General features: G+C 73.2%; 16 protein-coding genes. 6 read left to right on the top strand and 10 right to left on the bottom strand.

Annotated features, from left to right (window positions below; translation table 11 throughout):
• Positions 1–707: 707 nt before the first annotated feature.
• Positions 708–1,382, bottom strand: a complete 675-nt coding sequence (locus tag ABZ842_RS27065) for a response regulator transcription factor (RefSeq protein WP_361541882.1) — start codon at positions 1,380–1,382, stop codon at positions 708–710.
• 92 nt (positions 1,383–1,474) lie between these two features.
• On the bottom strand, positions 1,475–1,927 hold the full coding sequence (locus tag ABZ842_RS27060; RefSeq protein ID WP_361541879.1) for a cyclic nucleotide-binding domain-containing protein: 453 nt from the start codon (positions 1,925–1,927) through the stop codon (positions 1,475–1,477).
• A 194-nt stretch (positions 1,928–2,121) separates the two neighbouring features.
• Here ABZ842_RS27060 and ABZ842_RS27055 point away from each other — a divergent pair, with 194 nt between their 5' ends.
• A complete protein-coding gene (locus tag ABZ842_RS27055; protein ID WP_361541876.1) occupies positions 2,122–3,852 on the top strand; it encodes a GAF domain-containing protein in 1,731 nt (576 codons plus the stop codon).
• A 116-nt stretch (positions 3,853–3,968) separates the two neighbouring features.
• Positions 3,969–4,952, top strand: coding sequence for an aldo/keto reductase (locus ABZ842_RS27050; RefSeq protein ID WP_361541874.1), 984 nt, complete (start codon positions 3,969–3,971; stop codon positions 4,950–4,952).
• 27 nt (positions 4,953–4,979) lie between these two features.
• On the opposite strand, the gene ABZ842_RS27045 is transcribed toward ABZ842_RS27050, so the two are convergent.
• Positions 4,980–5,636: a TetR/AcrR family transcriptional regulator gene (locus ABZ842_RS27045; protein ID WP_361541871.1), complete on the bottom strand. Its 657-nt coding sequence runs from the start codon at positions 5,634–5,636 to the stop codon at positions 4,980–4,982.
• Between the two features lie 178 nt (positions 5,637–5,814).
• Here ABZ842_RS27045 and ABZ842_RS27040 point away from each other — a divergent pair, with 178 nt between their 5' ends.
• Together ABZ842_RS27040 and ABZ842_RS27035 are read left to right on the top strand one after the other, a co-directional pair.
• Complete coding sequence (locus tag ABZ842_RS27040) at positions 5,815–6,468, top strand: SRPBCC family protein (RefSeq protein WP_361541868.1); 654 nt, start codon at positions 5,815–5,817, stop codon at positions 6,466–6,468.
• A 99-nt stretch (positions 6,469–6,567) separates the two neighbouring features.
• Positions 6,568–7,398: a class I SAM-dependent methyltransferase gene (locus ABZ842_RS27035; protein WP_361541865.1), complete on the top strand. Its 831-nt coding sequence runs from the start codon at positions 6,568–6,570 to the stop codon at positions 7,396–7,398.
• Positions 7,399–7,413: 15 nt separating this feature from the next.
• On the opposite strand, the gene ABZ842_RS27030 is transcribed toward ABZ842_RS27035, so the two are convergent.
• Positions 7,414–8,160, bottom strand: a complete 747-nt coding sequence (locus ABZ842_RS27030; RefSeq protein ID WP_361541862.1) for a glucose 1-dehydrogenase — start codon at positions 8,158–8,160, stop codon at positions 7,414–7,416.
• Between the two features lie 97 nt (positions 8,161–8,257).
• On the opposite strand from ABZ842_RS27030, the gene ABZ842_RS27025 reads away from it, so the two are divergent.
• Both ABZ842_RS27025 and ABZ842_RS27020 read left to right on the top strand, forming a co-directional pair.
• Positions 8,258–9,694: an MFS transporter gene (locus ABZ842_RS27025; protein ID WP_361541859.1), complete on the top strand. Its 1,437-nt coding sequence runs from the start codon at positions 8,258–8,260 to the stop codon at positions 9,692–9,694.
• On the top strand, positions 9,634–10,386 hold the full coding sequence (locus tag ABZ842_RS27020; RefSeq protein ID WP_361541856.1) for a DUF2071 domain-containing protein: 753 nt from the start codon (positions 9,634–9,636) through the stop codon (positions 10,384–10,386). Before ABZ842_RS27025 ends, ABZ842_RS27020 begins: the two co-directional genes overlap by 61 nt.
• Before the next feature lie 11 nt (positions 10,387–10,397).
• On the opposite strand, the gene ABZ842_RS27015 is transcribed toward ABZ842_RS27020, so the two are convergent.
• From ABZ842_RS27015 to ABZ842_RS26990, 6 genes are all read right to left on the bottom strand, one after another.
• Entirely contained in the window at positions 10,398–11,054 is a 657-nt protein-coding gene (locus ABZ842_RS27015) for a maleylpyruvate isomerase N-terminal domain-containing protein (protein ID WP_361541853.1), read from the bottom strand.
• Between the two features lie 66 nt (positions 11,055–11,120).
• A complete protein-coding gene (locus ABZ842_RS27010; protein WP_361541850.1) occupies positions 11,121–11,672 on the bottom strand; it encodes an AAA family ATPase in 552 nt (183 codons plus the stop codon).
• Positions 11,673–11,746: 74 nt separating this feature from the next.
• Complete coding sequence (locus tag ABZ842_RS27005) at positions 11,747–12,772, bottom strand: ABC transporter permease subunit (protein WP_361541847.1); 1,026 nt, start codon at positions 12,770–12,772, stop codon at positions 11,747–11,749.
• Positions 12,769–13,695, bottom strand: a complete 927-nt coding sequence (locus ABZ842_RS27000) for an ABC transporter ATP-binding protein (RefSeq protein WP_361541844.1) — start codon at positions 13,693–13,695, stop codon at positions 12,769–12,771. Before ABZ842_RS27000 ends, ABZ842_RS27005 begins: the two co-directional genes overlap by 4 nt.
• Positions 13,696–13,817: 122 nt before the next feature.
• A complete protein-coding gene (locus ABZ842_RS26995; RefSeq protein WP_361541841.1) occupies positions 13,818–14,501 on the bottom strand; it encodes a response regulator transcription factor in 684 nt (227 codons plus the stop codon).
• A complete protein-coding gene (locus tag ABZ842_RS26990; RefSeq protein ID WP_361541838.1) occupies positions 14,498–15,622 on the bottom strand; it encodes a sensor histidine kinase in 1,125 nt (374 codons plus the stop codon). The genes ABZ842_RS26995 and ABZ842_RS26990 overlap by 4 nt, the downstream gene beginning before the upstream one ends.
• Positions 15,623–15,651: the final 29 nt, after the last annotated feature.

The following is a 15,651-nucleotide window of genomic DNA, read 5'->3' as shown; positions in this document are numbered from 1 at the left end:
GGAGCCGACCGCAGAGAACGACGCTTGATATGCCACCCCGAAAGCCTCCCACCCACACGACAACCACACCCACCGAACTTACGAAAAGATCAGTAAGGGCTGTCCCGTAATCCCTGGTGGATCAGCGCGCGGCGTCAGATGCGGTGCATCACAAGGCGGAGGGGTCACCGCATACTGGATGCATGCGGTGATTCCGACAACGCGGCGGGGGGTCCCTCCGTGCCCGCAGGGCACAGGGGGAGGGCCGGAGCTGTCGTCGCGCGCCCGCCAGGGATTACGGGACAGCCCTTAGCCCGTTGCCTCCGGCAATGCGCTAGTGCATGTCCGCCGGGTCCCGCGTGGCCCTTCTGCCCTGGCAGGCGCTGTAGTGCCGTGGCACGTATGGAGCGATGGCGCCTGAGGCCCGGTGGGTGGGTGGTTCGCGCAGTTTCGCCCCCTGTGCCCTGCGGGACCCCCAGCGTCACCTGTCTCGCTCCGCCTCTCGGTCATCTGAGGGTCGGTACGGGCTTGGTCCTACGCCCGCAGGGCGTGGGCTTTGAGGGGCGCGGGGAACTGCGCGACTAGCCCGCCGCCGGGCCGCGGAGACCAACGCTCCCGCAGGGAAACGGCGGCCACGTCCCAAGCCGCAGGGAAGCACGACCCACCACGACGCGTCGGGGCGCCCCCGTGAGCGAGCGGCGTCACGGGCACGGCCTGCGCGATCGTGTTCACGCGGGCGGTGGGAACCGCGTCGCGAGCACGGCCGCCTGGATGCGCCGCTCGACACCGAGCGTCGCCAGCAGCCGCGAAACCCGGTTCTTCACCGTCTTCTCCGACAGGTGCAGACGACGGCCGATCTCACGGTTGGTCAAACCGTCGCCGATCAACGCCAGGAGCTGCCAGTCGCGCTCGGTGAGGCCCTGCGGGCGCCCGTCGTCGACCGGGGCGGCGGGGGCTCGCAGGCTGTCCATCAGCCGGGCCGTGGTCGCCGGGTCCAGCATCGACTGTCCCGAGGCCACCGTCCGTACCGCTGCCAGCAGGTCGGAGCCCTTGATCTGCTTGAGCACGTACCCGGCCGCGCCCGCCATGATGGCGTCCAGCAGCGCGTCGTCGTCGTCGAACGAGGTCAGCATCAGACAGGCGATGCCCGGGATCTGCGACCGCAACTCCCGGCAGACCGTGACCCCGTCGCCGTCCGGGAGTCGGATGTCGAGGACGGCGACGTCGGGCCGCAGCGCCCGGCCGCGCGCCAGGGCCTGCTCGCTCGTGGCGGCCTCCCCGACGACCTCGATGTCCGGCTCGGCGTCGAGGAGGTCGTTCACTCCGCGCCTGACGACCTCGTGGTCGTCGAGGAGCAGGACCCGGATGGGACGCTCGGCGGAGAAGGCTCTGACAGCGGTCACGGCGGTGGCTCCTGGAGGAAGAACGGTGTCACCCCACGAGCCTGCCGTGCGCGGGCCCGTGGCGACAGGGGCCGAACGGCCCCCGTGGCGGATCAGTGGGCGCGGCTTGAGCCGTACAGGTCCAGCAGTCGGCCGCGCGCCGCCTGGAGGCGGTGGGCCAGCACCGCACCGACCCACATGGCGACCTCGTGGCCGAACCAGGGGTCGGCCTCGCACATCCGCCGCACCCGTACGGCGTCGAACTCCAGCGCCCGCACCGGGGTCATCGCCTCCGCACCCAGGTGCCACACGCCGGGCGGGAACATCCAGGACCAGCCGACGAGTTCGCCGTGGGCCAGCGACTCCAGGACGGGCGAGCGGCGGCGGCCGGGCACCCGGATGTCGAGGGTGACCAGCCCGGTGCGCACCACCCAGAAGCGGTCCGCCCGGTCCCCTTCGTCGAAGAGGCGCTCGCCCTGCGCGAACTGCACCTCGTAAGAGGCGTCGGTCAGTTGGGAGCGGTGCTCCGTCGACAGGGCGCTCATCGTGGTCGTCGGGGTGCTCATCGGGGGTCCTCCTCGGTGGCGGTGCCCAAAGCGGCCCCTTCAGGATCTCCGCGGGCCGCCGTGCGGCGCAGGGGCCGAGCGGGCAGCGACCGGGGTCCAACGGCCCCACCGGGCACGCTCGTTCGGCTGGACGATACGGTGCACGTGCCCCGCGACCGGGGCGGACGCGGGCGGCGCGAGGGGCGAAGGGTGGCATGGGCGACCAAGAAGGCGAGGGGCCCAGGCGCCCACGGCTGCGCCTCGACGAACTGCTGGACGAACTCCAGTCGCGCATCGACGAGGTACGCGGCTCGCGCGATCGCCTCGACGGGCTCCTCGACGCGGTCATGTCGGTGGGCCGGGGGCTGGATCTGACGCAGGTCCTGCACGGCATCGTCGAGGCAGCGGTCACCCTCGTGGACGCCGAGTACGGCGCGCTCGGCGTGATCGGGCCCGGCACGGGCGGTCAGCGGCTGTCCCAGTTCCTCACCGTGGGCGTCGACGGGGCGACCGTCGCGGCGATCGGTGCTCCGCCGCTGGGGCACGGCCTGCTCGGGGAGCTGATCCGCCGTCCCGAGCCGCTGCGGCTGGAGGACCTGTCGACCCATCCGGCGTCCGCCGGCTTCCCGCCCGGCCATCCGCCGATGCGGTCCTTCCTCGGCGTCCCGGTCCGGGTGCGCGACGAGGTGTTCGGCAATCTGTACCTGGCGGGCAAGCGCGGTGGCGCAGCCTTCGACGCGGAGGACGAGGCCGTGTTGTCGACGCTCGCCGTCGCCGCCGGTTTCGCGGTGGAGAACGCACGCCTGTACGAGGAGGTGCGACTGCGGGAACGCTGGCTGGCGGCCGGGGCGGAGGTGACCAGCGCGCTGCTGTCGGGGGCGCCGGAGGCCGAGGTCCTGGAGGCGATGACCGGGCACGCCCGGGAGATCACCGGCAGCGAGTTGGCGGTGCTCCAGCTGACCGGGGACGACGGGACGCCCCGGACCGCCGTCGTGCTCGGCGAAGGGGCCCGCGCCCACCGGGACCGGGTGCCGCCCCGGACGGGGACCCTGGCCGCCGCGGCGCTCGCCGCCCGCGCCGCCCTGACCACGCCCGACCTCTGCGACGATCCGCGGGAGAGCGCCGGGGCCGAGCGGTGGCGGGGCTTCGGCCCTGCCGTCGCCGTCCCGGTCGGCACCGACGGCGGCGAGTTGGGAGTGCTGCTGCTGGTCCGCCGGTCCGGTCGGCCGCCGTTCGCCGACGCCGAGACCGCCCCGCTGTCCGGTTACGCCGGGCAGGCCGCGCTGGCGCTGGAGCTCGCGGCACGACGCCGCGACGCCGAGCGCATGGCGCTGCTCGCCGACCGCGACCGCATCGCGCGCGACCTGCACGACCTGGCGATCCAACGGCTGTTCGCCACCGGGATGACCCTCCAGAGCACCCGTCGCTTCGTGGACCGTCCCGAGGGGGTGCAGCGGCTCACCCGGGCCGTGGACGACCTCGACGACACCATCCGGATCATCCGCTCCACGATCTTCGGGCTGCGGGAGCGGGAGTCGCCGCAGGGCGCGCAGGGCCTGCGGCGCCGCGCCGTGCACACCCTCGAACAGGCGGCGCGCACCCTCGGGTTCGCGCCCGCGCTGCGGATGGAGGGCCTGATCGACACCGATGTGCCGGCCACCGTCGCCGACGAGGTCCCCGCCGTCCTCACCGAGGCCCTCGCCAACGTGGCGCGCCACGCCCGGGCCTCGCGCGCCGAGGCCGCGCTGATCGTCCGCGACCGGGCCCTGACCGTCGAAGTCACGGACGACGGCGTGGGCATCGCACCCCCGAAGGGCCGCCGCCGCAGCGGCCTGGGCAACCTCACCGAACGCGCGGAACGCCTCGGCGGCACGCTGACGGTGGCCCGACGCACCTCGGGCGGCACCCGCCTGGTGTGGCGCGTCCCGCTGCCCGCGCACCGCTGACGGGGGCGAGGACTCCGCCGCCTCGGGAGCGCCGCGGGGGTCGCGGTCGGCGGCGGACATCGCCGATGGTGGATGCCGCGTCCGCAGGTCCGCGTCATCCTTCGGTGAGGAGCCCCATGCGTGCAGACGACTCGATCCCCCTCGGCCGGACCGGTCTGACGGTCAGCCGGCTCGGCCTCGGACTCGCCTCCATCGGCGGCCTGTTCCGGGCGGTGGCGCACGAACGGGCCGTGCAGACCGTCCGCCGCGCCCGGGAGCTGGGCATACGACTCTTCGACACGGCGCCCGTGTACGGGTACGGGCTCTCCGAGACCCGTACGGGCGCGGCGCTCGGCGACGAGCGGCGCGACGCCTATGTGCTGTGCACCAAGGTGGGGCGGCTCGTCGAGCCGGGCGGGCCGGACACCCAGCCGATCTGGGCCGAGGCGCCGGCGGGCCTGGGGGCGCGCCTGGACTACTCGTACGGCGGGGTGATCCGGTCGCTGCACCAGAGCCTGGAGCGCCTGGGTCTTGACCGGGTCGACGTGCTCCACGTCCACGACCCCGAGCAGGACTTCCCCCGCGCCGTCGGCGACGCCTACCGCGCCTTGGACGACCTGCGCCGCGCCGGCGTCATCGGGGCCGTCTCGCTCGGGGTGAACCACGCCGACGTGGCCGTGCGCTTCCTGCGCGAGGCGCCGGCGCCCGGGCCGGACTGCGTGATGCTGGCCGGCCGGTGGAGCCTGCTCGACCAGTCCGGGCTCGACGAGTTGCTGCCGCTGTGTCGGCAGCGGGGCGTGGCGGTCCTGGCGGCCGGCGTCCTGCAGTCCGGGCTGCTCGTCGACCCCCGTCCGGGCGCGCCCCACGGACACGAGCACGTACCGCCCGCCCTGGCCGCCCGGGTGCGGGCCGTCCACGAGGTGTGTGCGCACCACGGCGTCCCGCCGACGGCCGCTGCGTTGCAGTTCCCCTTCACGCACCCGGCCGTGGCGGCGGTCGTCGTCGGGGCGCGGTCACCGGAGGAGATCGAGGATTCGGCCGCCCTGCTCGCCCGTCCCGTTCCCGATCGGCTGTGGTCCGATCTGCGGGACGCCGGCGTCATCCCGCACGCCCCGACGTGAGCGCCGGGGTACGGGAGGAGGCCCGCGTCAGGTGCGGCGGTGCGCCAGCAGCTCGTCCACTTCGGCCGCGTAGAGCAGGGCGGGATCGAAGCGCATCCCGGTGAAGTGTCCGGCGAGTTCCAGGGACAGCAGTCCGTGCAGCCGGGTCCAGAAGGTCAGGGCCCGGTGGAGGGTGGCAGCGGGGGCGGGGTGGTCGTCGGCCCACCCGCGGTGCCTTTCGAGGTGGACGGCGAACGGCGTCCCGTCGCCGTCCCACTCGTGTGCGGCGCACGCGTCGAGCAGGGTCGCCATGGTGTCGGACGCGACGCCGGTCAGCTCTTCGGGCGCGCGGTAGCCGGGGACGGGGGTGCCGTAGATGAGGAGGTAGCGCTGGGGGTCGGCCAGGGCCCACTCCCGTAGCTCGTACGCCAGTCGGGCCAGGTCGGCGCCGGCGGACCGGGCCGTGCGCAAGGTGGCGGCGAGGCTTCCGTACGCCTCCCGGATGAGCTCGGTGATCAACTCGTCGCGGCTGGCGAAGTAGCGGTAGAGCGCGGGCCCGCTCATGCCCATCTGCTTGGCGATGGCGTTGAGGGAGAGCGCGGACGCACCCGCCGTGGCGATCTGTTGCCAGGCGCGTTCCTTGATCTCCGCGCGCACCTGGGCTCGATAGCGCTCCCGCGGGGTCCTCGTGCCCGGTTCCGTCATGGACCGCCTCATCCTCTCAGCTAGAGCTCAAAAGTTTCGTTAGAGGTTATCACTTAAAGGCTTGCCCAGGCACTCCTCATCGAGTTATAACTTCTAACGCAACGAAGAGCTTCTAACGCCCCAGGTTGGCGGGCGCTCAAAGCGCCCTGCCCGCCCATGACTCGACCAGGAGATCGCCATGTCCGTCGCCCGCAGCCACAGCACCCGCGCCGCCCTGTTCACCGTCCCGCTCGTCGCCGCCGGCCTCCTCGGCACCGCCGCCGCACCCGCCGGCGCCGTCCCGTCCCAGTCCGCCGCGTCCCAGCCCTCGGCGTCCCTCACCTGCCGCGGGGAGGGCGTCGACGCCAAAGCCCCGGTCCGCTACCGCACCGAGACCGTGATCGACGCCCCGCTGCACGTCATCTGGAAGCTCCAGACCGACGTGGAGCGCTGGCCTTCCTGGCAGCAGCACGTCACGTCCATGCAGCGCCTCGACGACGGGCCCTTCCGCAAGGGGACGGCGTTCCGCTGGACGACCCCGGTGCCGCCCAACCCGGTCACGCCCGCCCCCAGCCTGGACATCACCTCCACCGTCGAGCAGGTCAAGCGGAACTCCTGCATCCGCTGGACCGGCCCCGCGGTCGGCGAGGGGCTGCGCATCGACGGCGTGCACGTGTGGACCTTCACCAAGGTCAAGGGCGGTGTTCGGGTCAGCACCGAGGAGACACACGCCGGGCCCCTGGTCGAGCAGAACGTCTCCTTCGCGACGGAAGTCCTGCGCCAGGGCCTCGAAGCCTGGCTGCGCGATCTGAAGACCGCCGCGGAGGCCCGTACCGACTGCCCGCGCCGCTGACGCGTCCAACTCGGCGCCGCTGTCCGGATCCCGGGGGTGCGGTCGCGAGATCCGGGCATGATGGGGAGATTGGGGAGAGCCGGATTCGAGGAGGCAAGGGTGGCCGACGGTGTCCAGGGGACGAGCCCGACGATGCGCCCCGCGGTGCGCGAGACGTACGGTCCGGCGGACCTCAGTCGCGAGCCGATCTTCAGCGGCGGTTTCATCAACTTCGGCTACTGGCGGGCCGTGGACCTGTCCCGACCGCTCGGCGAGCAGGAACGCGTCCGCAGCCAGCAGGACCTGTACCGACACGTCCTGGACGCCCTCGCGCTGACGCAGCGGAGCAACGTGCTGGAGGTGGGCTGCGGGCTCGGGATGGGCTCGGCCCTGGCCCTGGAGGAGTACGGCCCGGCCGCGGTGACCGGCATGGACATCCATCCCCAACAGCTCCAGCGCGCCCGTGAGACCCACGCGGAACTGCTGCGGCGCGAGCCGGGGCGGCTGCGGTTCGTCCAGGGGGCCGCGGAGGGGATCCCGCTGGAGGACGGTGCGTTCGACGCCGTCGTCAGCGTGGAGGCCGCCCAGCACTTCCCCGACCTGGACGCCTTCGCGCAGGAGACGTCGCGGGTGCTGCGGCCCGGCGGGCGGGCGGCGGTGGCGAGCTTCTTCACCGTGGACGACGCACCCGCCCGCCCCCGGGAACTCGCCGAACTCCTCGACACGTTCGCCAACGGCCTGGACATCGCCCGCCCGGTGGCCGCCCTGGCGGACGCGCTCTCGGCGGCCGGGCTCACCGAGGTGCGCGTCGAGCCGATCGGGGCGCACGTCTGGCCGGGTTGGGACCTGTGGCTCAGCCGCTGGTGGGCCACGGACACCTGGCCGCGCAACTTCCTGCGCGCCTACGAGCGGGGCATCCTCGACTATCACGTGGTGACGGCCACCCGCTGAGCCCGCGTGCGCACGTCAGCCGGGGATCGCGCCGACCAGTCCGCCGTCGACCACCAGGTCCTGCCCGTTGACGTACGACGCGTCGGAGGAGGCGAGGAACGCCACGGCCGCCGCGACCTCCTCCGGCCGACCGAACCGGCCGGTGACGACCCGGCCCGTGATGACCGCGGCCTCGGCCGGGCTCAGCGCGTCGGCCGGGTACATGGGCGTGTCGATGTACCCGGGACTGACCGAGTTCACCCGGATTCCGCGCGGCGCGAGCGAGGCGGCCAGGGTCCGGGCCAGGTTGTGCACGGCCGCCTTGGTCGCCGAGTACAACGTCAGCGCGCTGTTGCCGCGGTGCAGGGTCCAGGACGCGTTGATGACGATCGAACCGCCGTCCACCAGCAGCGGCAGCGCCTTTTGGACCGTGAAGAAGACCCCCTTGAGGTTGACGTCGACGGCCCGGTCGAAGTCCTCCTCGGTGATGTCCTCGAACGAGCGGATCGTGCCGGTGCCGGCGTTGGCGAAAAGGCTGTCCACCCGGCCGTGCCGGTCCCGGACGAAGTCCACCAGCGCCGCGACCGCTTCGAGGTCACCAGTGTCGGCGACGACGCCGCTCGCGTTCGGGCCGAGTTCCGCCACGGCGGCGTCCACCCGCTCTTGGGCACGGCCCGTGACGACGACGCGGGCGCCCTCCGCGATCAGCCGGTGCCCCGTCGCCAGCCCCATCCCGCTGGTGCCACCGGTGACGAGAACGGTCTTCCCACTGAAACGGTCCATGCCCATGCCCCTGTCGCCGTCTGCTCCGTGTCACGGATGACGTGGCGCACCCGGCGCCAGTCGGACGGCATGCTACTGATCGCTTGATCATCACGCCGTGGAACAACCGCGGCCCCAAGAGGGCCGCATGAACGGCGAGGCGGACGGGCAGGGTTCCGTGGTGCTTCTGACACCCGTGACGACGCGAAAGTCCGAGCACGTCTGGTCCCGCGACTTCACCTTCTTCTTCGTGGCACGGACGGTGTCCGTACTCGGCGACCACATGCTCATACCGGCGACGATGACGGTCGCCATGCTCCAGGCGGGGCACGGCGTCAACGGCGTCGGGTACGCCCTCGCCTCCCACACGGCGCCGCTCGCCCTCTTCGTCGTCTACGGCGGCGTCCTCGTGGACCGGTTCACACCGGTGCGGGTCATGATCGTCGCGGACGTGGCGCGGCTGGTCCTCCACGGGGCCCTGGCGCTCGCCTTCGCCACCGGCGACCCTCCGCTGTGGCTGGTCCTCGGCCTGCTGGCGCTGAGCGGGGTGAGCACCGCGGCCTTCCAACCCGGCTACGCGAGCGTCATTCCGCAGATCGCCGCCGACGTCCAGAAGGCCAACGGGGCGATCCGCGTCGCGGAGTCGCTGATGACCATCGCGGGCCCCGCCACCGCGGGACTGCTGCTCGCCGTCGCCTCCGTCCCCGTCGTCCTGGCGATCGACGCCGCGACGTTCGCCGTCAGCGCCGGCTGCCTCCTCGCCCTGCGGTTGAAGATCGCCCGCTCCCCCCGACGGACCACCGTCCACCGCGACCTCGCCGAGGGCTGGCGGGAGTTCCGCGCCCGCACCTGGCTCTGGGGCGTCATCGTCATCTGGATGTTCTACCAAGTGACGGTGAACGGCCCGTTCCTCACGCTGGGGCCGAGCCTGATCACCACCTGGTACGGCGAGGGCACCCTCGGGCTCGTCCTGGCGATGCTCGGCCTGGGCAGCGTCTTCGGCGGGCTGCTCGCCATGCGGTTCAAGCCCGTGCGCCCCCTGCGGGCGGGCGCCGTCGCCCTGCTCGGCACGCTGTTCAGCCTGCTCGCGGTGGCGCTCCACCTGCCGGCCTGGCTGATCGCGACCGGCTACGTCGTCCAGGGCGCGGGGGCGGCGTTCTGGATCGTCATGTTCCACACCAGCGTCCAGACGAAGATCCCGCCCGACGTGCTCGGCCGGGTGCACGCCTACGACGTCGCCGGTTCGCTCGTGATGAGGCCGGTGGGGCAGATCGCGGTCGGCCCGACAGCCACGGGGCTGGGCAACGCACCCGTGCTGTTTCTTCTCCTCGGCCATGCTCGTGGTCACCGTCGGGCTGCTGCTCGCCGTGCCGGCCATCCGCAACCTGCGCAGAGCAGACTGAGTCGTACGGCGGCGTCGCACCACCGGCCGGCAGCGAAGACCCGAGCGCCCGCGGTTCCGGGGCGGGGTGGTGGCTCTGCCATTCTTGCTCCGTGCAGAAACCAGCGCCCATCACGCCCGACGCCCCGGCCCCGGTGTCCACCCCGCTGCTGACCCAGCAGTGGCTCGACCTGTGCTTCGTCCACTGGGCCGTGGCGCCGGACGCGGTGGCGCCGCTGCTCCCCCGCGGCACCGTCCCCGACACGTACGACGGCGTCACCTACGTCGGCCTCGTCGCCTTCCGCATGCACAAGGTGGGCTGGCTGCGGCTGCCCGGCGTGCCGTACCTCGGGTCCTTCCCCGAGACCAACGTCCGGCTGTACTCGGTGGACGCGCACGGCCGGCGCGGCGTCGTCTTCCGGTCCATGGACGCCTCGCGGCTGATACCCGTGGTGATGGGCCGCGTCGGGTTCCGGCTGCCGTATGTGTGGTCCCGGATGGCGGTCCGCACCCACGGCGACACCGTCAGCTACTCCAGCTCCCGCCGCTGGCCCGGGCCGCGCGCGGCGGCCAGCCGCCTCACGGTCCGCCGGGGCGAACGCATAGCGGAGCCCACCGAGTTGGAGCACTTCCTCACCGCGCGCTGGGGCATGCACAACGGGTTCTTCGGCGGGGCGTCCTATCTGGCCAACCACCACCCGCGCTGGCCCCTGTACCGCGCCGACCTCCTCGACTGCGAGGAGAGCCTGGTCACGGCCGCGGGGCTGCCCGCGCCCCGCGAGGCTCCCGTCAGCGTCCTGTACTCCCCAGGCGTGCCCGTACGGCTCGGCGCGCCCGACCGCCTGCGGGCGACGCCCGCGCCCTGAGGGCCGTTCCCTCAGCCGAGGACGAGCGGGATCCGCACCCCCGCCGCAGCCAGCTCGGCGTTCTCCTCGGGGGTCGCGGCCCGTCGGCCGGTGCCGACGAGCAGGGCGTCCTCGTCGGTCCACGACGCGGGGAAGGCCGCGTCGGCGATCTCCTCCAGCAGCGCGCGGGCGCCGGCCAGCGCCTCGGCGGGCGGCCGTGGCGCCTTGGGGAGGTGCGCGACCAGGTCCAGGTGGTGCAACGTCCACTCCATGACGTAGGCGTGGAGGTAGTCGCCCGCGGTGAGCACCACGTCACGGGTGCTGACCCGCAGGGCGGGGTCGGCGAGTTCGGCGGCGCGGCCGGCGGCGGAGCCGACGTCGTCGAGGTGGAACTTCAGCAGCCAGGGCTCGCCGTACGCGGCGGCCAGCCGCACGGTGAGCGCGTCCAGCGGATCGTCACCGCTCGGCGGCGCGTCCGCGACCTCCCAGTAGCTCGCCGCGGTGCGCGTCGTGGCCGCTTCGGTCGGGGTCACCAGAGTGATGAGCACGTCCTGGGCGTCGATGACCAGGTGGCACACCAGGTCCCGGACGAGCCAGCCGGCGCAGCCGGACGGGCGGGCGAGGTCCTCGTCGGAGAGATCCGCGACGGCCGTCCGCAGCGCCGCCCACGAGCGTAAGAAGAGTTCCACTCCCGCACGCTAGCAGTTGCGGACGGCCGCCGGTCGGTGGCCACCGGCCGTGCGTGCCGTGGTGCCCTACCGGTCGCCGTCGTTGCCCGTACGGACGCGGGCCAGCACCTGGTCGACGAGTTCGCCGATGGGCAGTTCGCCGTCCAGGAACACGGTGTCGCCGGGGAGCGAGTCGGCCGCGGCGACGCACTGCGCGATCTTCCCCTTGCACCAGCTACGGATCTCCGCCTCCTGCTCCGGGTCGTCCGGGGCGTGCACGCGGCTGTCGATCCGCTCCGTGAGGACCTGCGGGGAGACCTTGAGGAAGAAGTGGTGGACGTCGAGGCCCCGGTCCCGTAGCCCGTCGAAGATCTCCGCGTGATAGCCGGGGTCGACCAGCGTCATCGGGACCAGCAGGGGGCGGCGGTACTCAGCCACCAGGCCCACTGCCAGGTCGACGACCTGCCGTCGCCACAGCGGCAGGTCCTGGAAGTCACCGGTCGGCACCGGCACGATCTCCCGCAGCAGATAGCCGACCTGTTCCGGGTCGTACATCAGTGCCTCGGGCCAGTGTGGTCGCAGTGCGTTCGCCAGTGTGGTCTTCCCGCTGCCGAATGCGCCGTTCACCCAGGCGATCAAGTCGCTGTCTCCCTGTTCCTCGGTTGGCTCCTTGCCCGTCCAGCATGCCGGACCGGCGTGCTGGACGGCGTGCGTCAGCCCGTCCGTCGCCGGATCCGCCGGAGGCCGAAGGCGGTGAGGAGCGCGCTGAGCGCCAGGTAGACCGCGGTTTCCAGCCATTGGAACGTCCAGTAGCGGCTGCCGGGGTGATAGCGGACCTCGACGTGCAGGTCGTTTTGGGCCAGGCACACCGCGGTGTCGCCGAAGGTGCCGTCCGCACCGGTCTCGGGCGGGCTGTCGAGGCAGTCGCCGAACGCGGCTTCGTCGAGCGTCGCGCCGTTCGCGGTGCGCAGCGGGCTGGTCTCGGCGATCCACGCGTCGGGGGCGTCCGGGATCCGCACCCCGTCGATGACGGCCCCGCCGGCGATGCTGCCCAGGTTCTTCGCCTCGTTGATGGCCTGGGCCGTCATGGGCAGTTGGGCCGTCCGCGGCGGCATGAGCTCGGGCCGTACGACGTTGGGGAAGAAGAACTGGAAGGCGATGAAGCCGACGAGGGTCACGGCCATCGCGGGGAGGGTGCGCCGCAGGAGCAGTCCGCTGACGGTGCCGAAGGTGAAGGCCAGTGCGGCGTAGCCGACCGGGGCGACGTTGCGTGCACCGAACTCCACGGTGTCGAAGCGGTTCTCGGCGACCTCGTCGAACGGGTGGGCGGCCCAGGTCAGCAGGGCGGCGGCGGCTCCGGTGAACAGCACGGCCGCAAGGCCCACGAAGAGGACCTTGGTGAGCAGCCAGCTTCGGCGGGTGACGCTCTGGTTCCACACGAGTCGATGGGTGCCGGCCTCCAACTCCCGGGCGACCAGTGGCGCGCCCCAGAACGTGCCGATGACGGCGGGCACGAGGCCGAGCCCGGCCGCGACGAACAGCAGGGGGTTCTTGTGGGCGCTCTCGAACTGGCTCCTCGCCCGGGCGCAGTCGCCCCCGTCGTCGCAGACGGCCCGGTAGGCGTCGTAGCCGTCGCGGACGTCCGCGCCGAGGTGGGCGAGGAAGGCGGCGATGACGAGCAGCGCGCCGAGGCCGAAGAGCGCTTGGGCGCGGAACTGGCGCCAGGTCAGCCAGATCATCGCCGGCCTCCGGGCGCGCCGGGCGTGTTGGAGCGGGCGGCGAGCGCGTCGGTCGCCCGGGTCAGATAGCCGAGGACGAGCTCTTCGAGGGAGACGGGTTCGACCGGGTTGTCCGCCCACCGGGGCCGGCCGGCGGCGCGGACGAGGGCGGTGGTGTGGGTGGTGCCGTGGTCCGCCGAGATCACCTCGATCCCGCTGGGCAGCCGGTCGAGTTGGTGGCGCGGCACCACCAGCCGGGCGTGTCGGGCCAGCAGGTCGCGGGTGTCGCCGGCGAGTTGGACCCGGGCGTCGCTGAGTACGACGAGGTGGTCGCAGACCTGTGCGACGTCGCCGAGGAGGTGCGAGGACAGGACGGCGCTGGCGCCGAGTTCCCGGACGGACTCCATCAGGTGCTGGAGGAACCCCTTGCGGGCCAGCGGGTCCAGGGCCGCCGCCGGCTCGTCGAAGATCAGCAGTTCGGGGCGCTTGGCCGCGGCGACGGTCAGCGCGAGTTGGGCCCGCTGGCCGCCGGAGAGCGCTCCGGCCCGCTTCTTCGGGTCCAGCCCCACCTGGCGGATGCGGCGCTCGGCGAGGGAGGCGTCCCAAGCCGGGTTGGTCCGCGCGCCGAGTTCCAGGTGTTCGTCGACGGTGAAGGAGCCGTACACGGGGGTGTTCTGGGCGACGAAGCCCACGCGGGCCAGGTGGGTGGCGCTCGCGCCGGGGCGGGCGCCCAGTACGGTCAACGAGCCCGACGTCGGTTCGATCAGTCCGCAGGCCAGGTGCAGCAGGGTCGACTTGCCGGCTCCGTTGGGGCCGACCAGTCCGATGACCCGGCCGGCGGGGACGGTGAGGTGCACGTCGTTCAGGGCCGGCGTGCCGCGGCGGCCGTAGGTCTTCGTCAAGCCGTCGGCGTGCAGCACGGGCGGGTTCTCTGGGTGTGACATGCTGTGAATCCTGGGGTTTCGTCCCCGTGGTCGGCACCGGTCCGAGGGACGGTTCCCGTGCTCGCGGGCCCTTCTTTCGGCCGGTTCGCGGCGAAGGGCGGGAGGGCGGCGCGAGGGCGGCGTCAGGCGGGCCCGGTGGGGCTGACGGGTCCGGTGACGAAGTGGTTCTCCCATGCCCAGGCCGCCACTTCGACCCGGTTGCGCAGTCCGAGCTTGGTCTGGATCCCGGACACGTGTCCCTTGACCGTGCTCAGCGAGATGAACAGTTCGGAGCCGATCTCCTGGTTGGTGCGCCCCCGGGCGACGGCCCGGGCGACCTCCATCTCCCGACCGGTCAGGGGCGGCGGCTGCCGGGCGCCCGAGCGCGACTTGGGGGCGACGTCGTTGAGGTGGCGCAGCAGTCTGAGGGTGATCGACGGGGAGATCAGGGCCTCCCCGTTGTGGGCGGCGCGGACGGCTTCGACCAGCAGGGCGGGCCCGGCGTCCTTGAGGACGAAGCCCACCGCGCCGCCGCGCAGCGCCCCGTACACGTACTCGTCGAGGTCGAACGTGGTGACGACGATGACCCTCAGCGGATCGGCCACCTCCGGGCCGGCGAGCGCCCGGGTGACCTCGATGCCGTCGAGCGCGGGCATCCTGATGTCGACGAGGCAGACGTCCGGTCGCACCCTCTTGGCCAGCGCGACGGCGTCGGCCCCGTCCGCCGCCTCGGCGACGACGGTGATGTCGGGCTGGTCCTCCAGGATGAGGCGCAGTCCGCGGCGGATCATCGCCTGGTCGTCGGCGACGAGGACCGTGATGGTCATGGGGGCTCCGGGGTGGGGACGGGCAGGGTCGCCCGTACGGACCAGCCGGGGCCGGGCCGCGGGCCGGCGTGCAGCGAGCCCCCGAGGGTCTCGACGCGCTCGCGCATGCCGACCAGTCCGTAGCCGCCGCGGTGGCGGGTGCGGGCGGGGTGCGGCGAGCCGTCGTCGGCGACCTCGACGGTGACGCCGCAGGCGGCGCGGGCGACGACGACCTCGATCGTACGGGCGCCGGTGGCGTGGCGCAGGACGTTGGTGAGCGCTTCCTGGACGATCCGGTAGACGGTGCTGGTGACCTCCGGCGGCCAGTCGGCGGGGTCGTCGGGCGTGCTCAGACGCACCTCGGGGCCCTGCCGGGCGAACCGTTCGACCAGTGCGCTCAGCTCCTCCGGGCCGGGCGAGGCGGGCGCCGCGTCGTCGGCGTCGCGCAGCAGCCCCACGACGCGGCGCATCGCGGCCAGGGCTTCGGTGCCGGCGGCTTCGATCTCGGCCAGCGAGTGGGGGACCTTCCCCGGGTCCCGTCGGGCGACGACCTGCGCGGCCTGGGCCTCGATCAGCATTCCGGTGATGTGGTGGGCCACGACGTCGTGGAGCTCGCGGGCGAGTTCCAGTCGTTCGGCGCGGCGCACTCCGTCGGCGGTGGCCCGTACGCGGTCGTCGTGCGCGCGCGCCCACAGGCCCACCGCGACGGCGGCGAGCCAGCCGGTGGCGGCGATGGCCGCCACCGCGGAGGAGGGCCTCGCGGCGAGTTGTCCGGCGATCAGCGGCACCCCGGCGACGGCGAGGGCGGCTGCGCGCGCCGGGGGCAGCGTCCTGACGGCGGATGCGATCAGCACGGCCAGGCCGAGGACCATGGCGGGGCCGGGTTCGGCGGGCAGCCGGACGCCCGGCAGCAGGCCGACGGCCACGGTCACCGCGGCCACCGCGACGCCTGCGACCGCCGTACGCGTCGGGGCGCGGCGGCGGGCAAGCGCGAGGGCGCACACGGCGGCGGAGGCGACGGTGCCGTGAAGCCAGTACGCGGCGCCCCAACTCCCCCGCACGGCGTGCGCCTGGAGGGCGATCGCCACCAGGAACAGGGCGCCGAGCGAGGCGGCGGGCGCCTTCGCGGCCCACCGGTTCACCGCGGTCGCGCCGGCCGTTGAACGCTCGT

Source organism: Streptomyces sp. NPDC047315 (assembly GCF_040643215.1).
Classification (GTDB): domain Bacteria; phylum Actinomycetota; class Actinomycetes; order Streptomycetales; family Streptomycetaceae; genus Streptomyces.
Note: the sequence above shows the minus strand (reverse complement) of the source record. Positions and strands in the feature narration are given on the sequence as shown.

Excerpts from the sequence above, each read along its gene's own strand:
- ABZ842_RS27000 (WP_361541844.1), bottom strand. The coding sequence starts at position 13,695 with ATGTCACACCCAGAGAACCCGCCCGTGCTGCACGCCGACGGCTTGACG.
- ABZ842_RS26995 (WP_361541841.1), bottom strand. The coding sequence starts at position 14,501 with ATGACCATCACGGTCCTCGTCGCCGACGACCAGGCGATGATCCGCCGC.
- ABZ842_RS27060 (WP_361541879.1), bottom strand. The coding sequence starts at position 1,927 with ATGAGCACCCCGACGACCACGATGAGCGCCCTGTCGACGGAGCACCGC.
- ABZ842_RS27055 (WP_361541876.1), top strand. The coding sequence starts at position 2,122 with ATGGGCGACCAAGAAGGCGAGGGGCCCAGGCGCCCACGGCTGCGCCTC.
- ABZ842_RS27050 (WP_361541874.1), top strand. The coding sequence starts at position 3,969 with ATGCGTGCAGACGACTCGATCCCCCTCGGCCGGACCGGTCTGACGGTC.
- ABZ842_RS27045 (WP_361541871.1), bottom strand. The coding sequence starts at position 5,636 with ATGACGGAACCGGGCACGAGGACCCCGCGGGAGCGCTATCGAGCCCAG.
- ABZ842_RS27005 (WP_361541847.1), bottom strand. The coding sequence starts at position 12,772 with ATGATCTGGCTGACCTGGCGCCAGTTCCGCGCCCAAGCGCTCTTCGGC.
- ABZ842_RS27040 (WP_361541868.1), top strand. The coding sequence starts at position 5,815 with ATGTCCGTCGCCCGCAGCCACAGCACCCGCGCCGCCCTGTTCACCGTC.
- ABZ842_RS27030 (WP_361541862.1), bottom strand. The coding sequence starts at position 8,160 with ATGGACCGTTTCAGTGGGAAGACCGTTCTCGTCACCGGTGGCACCAGC.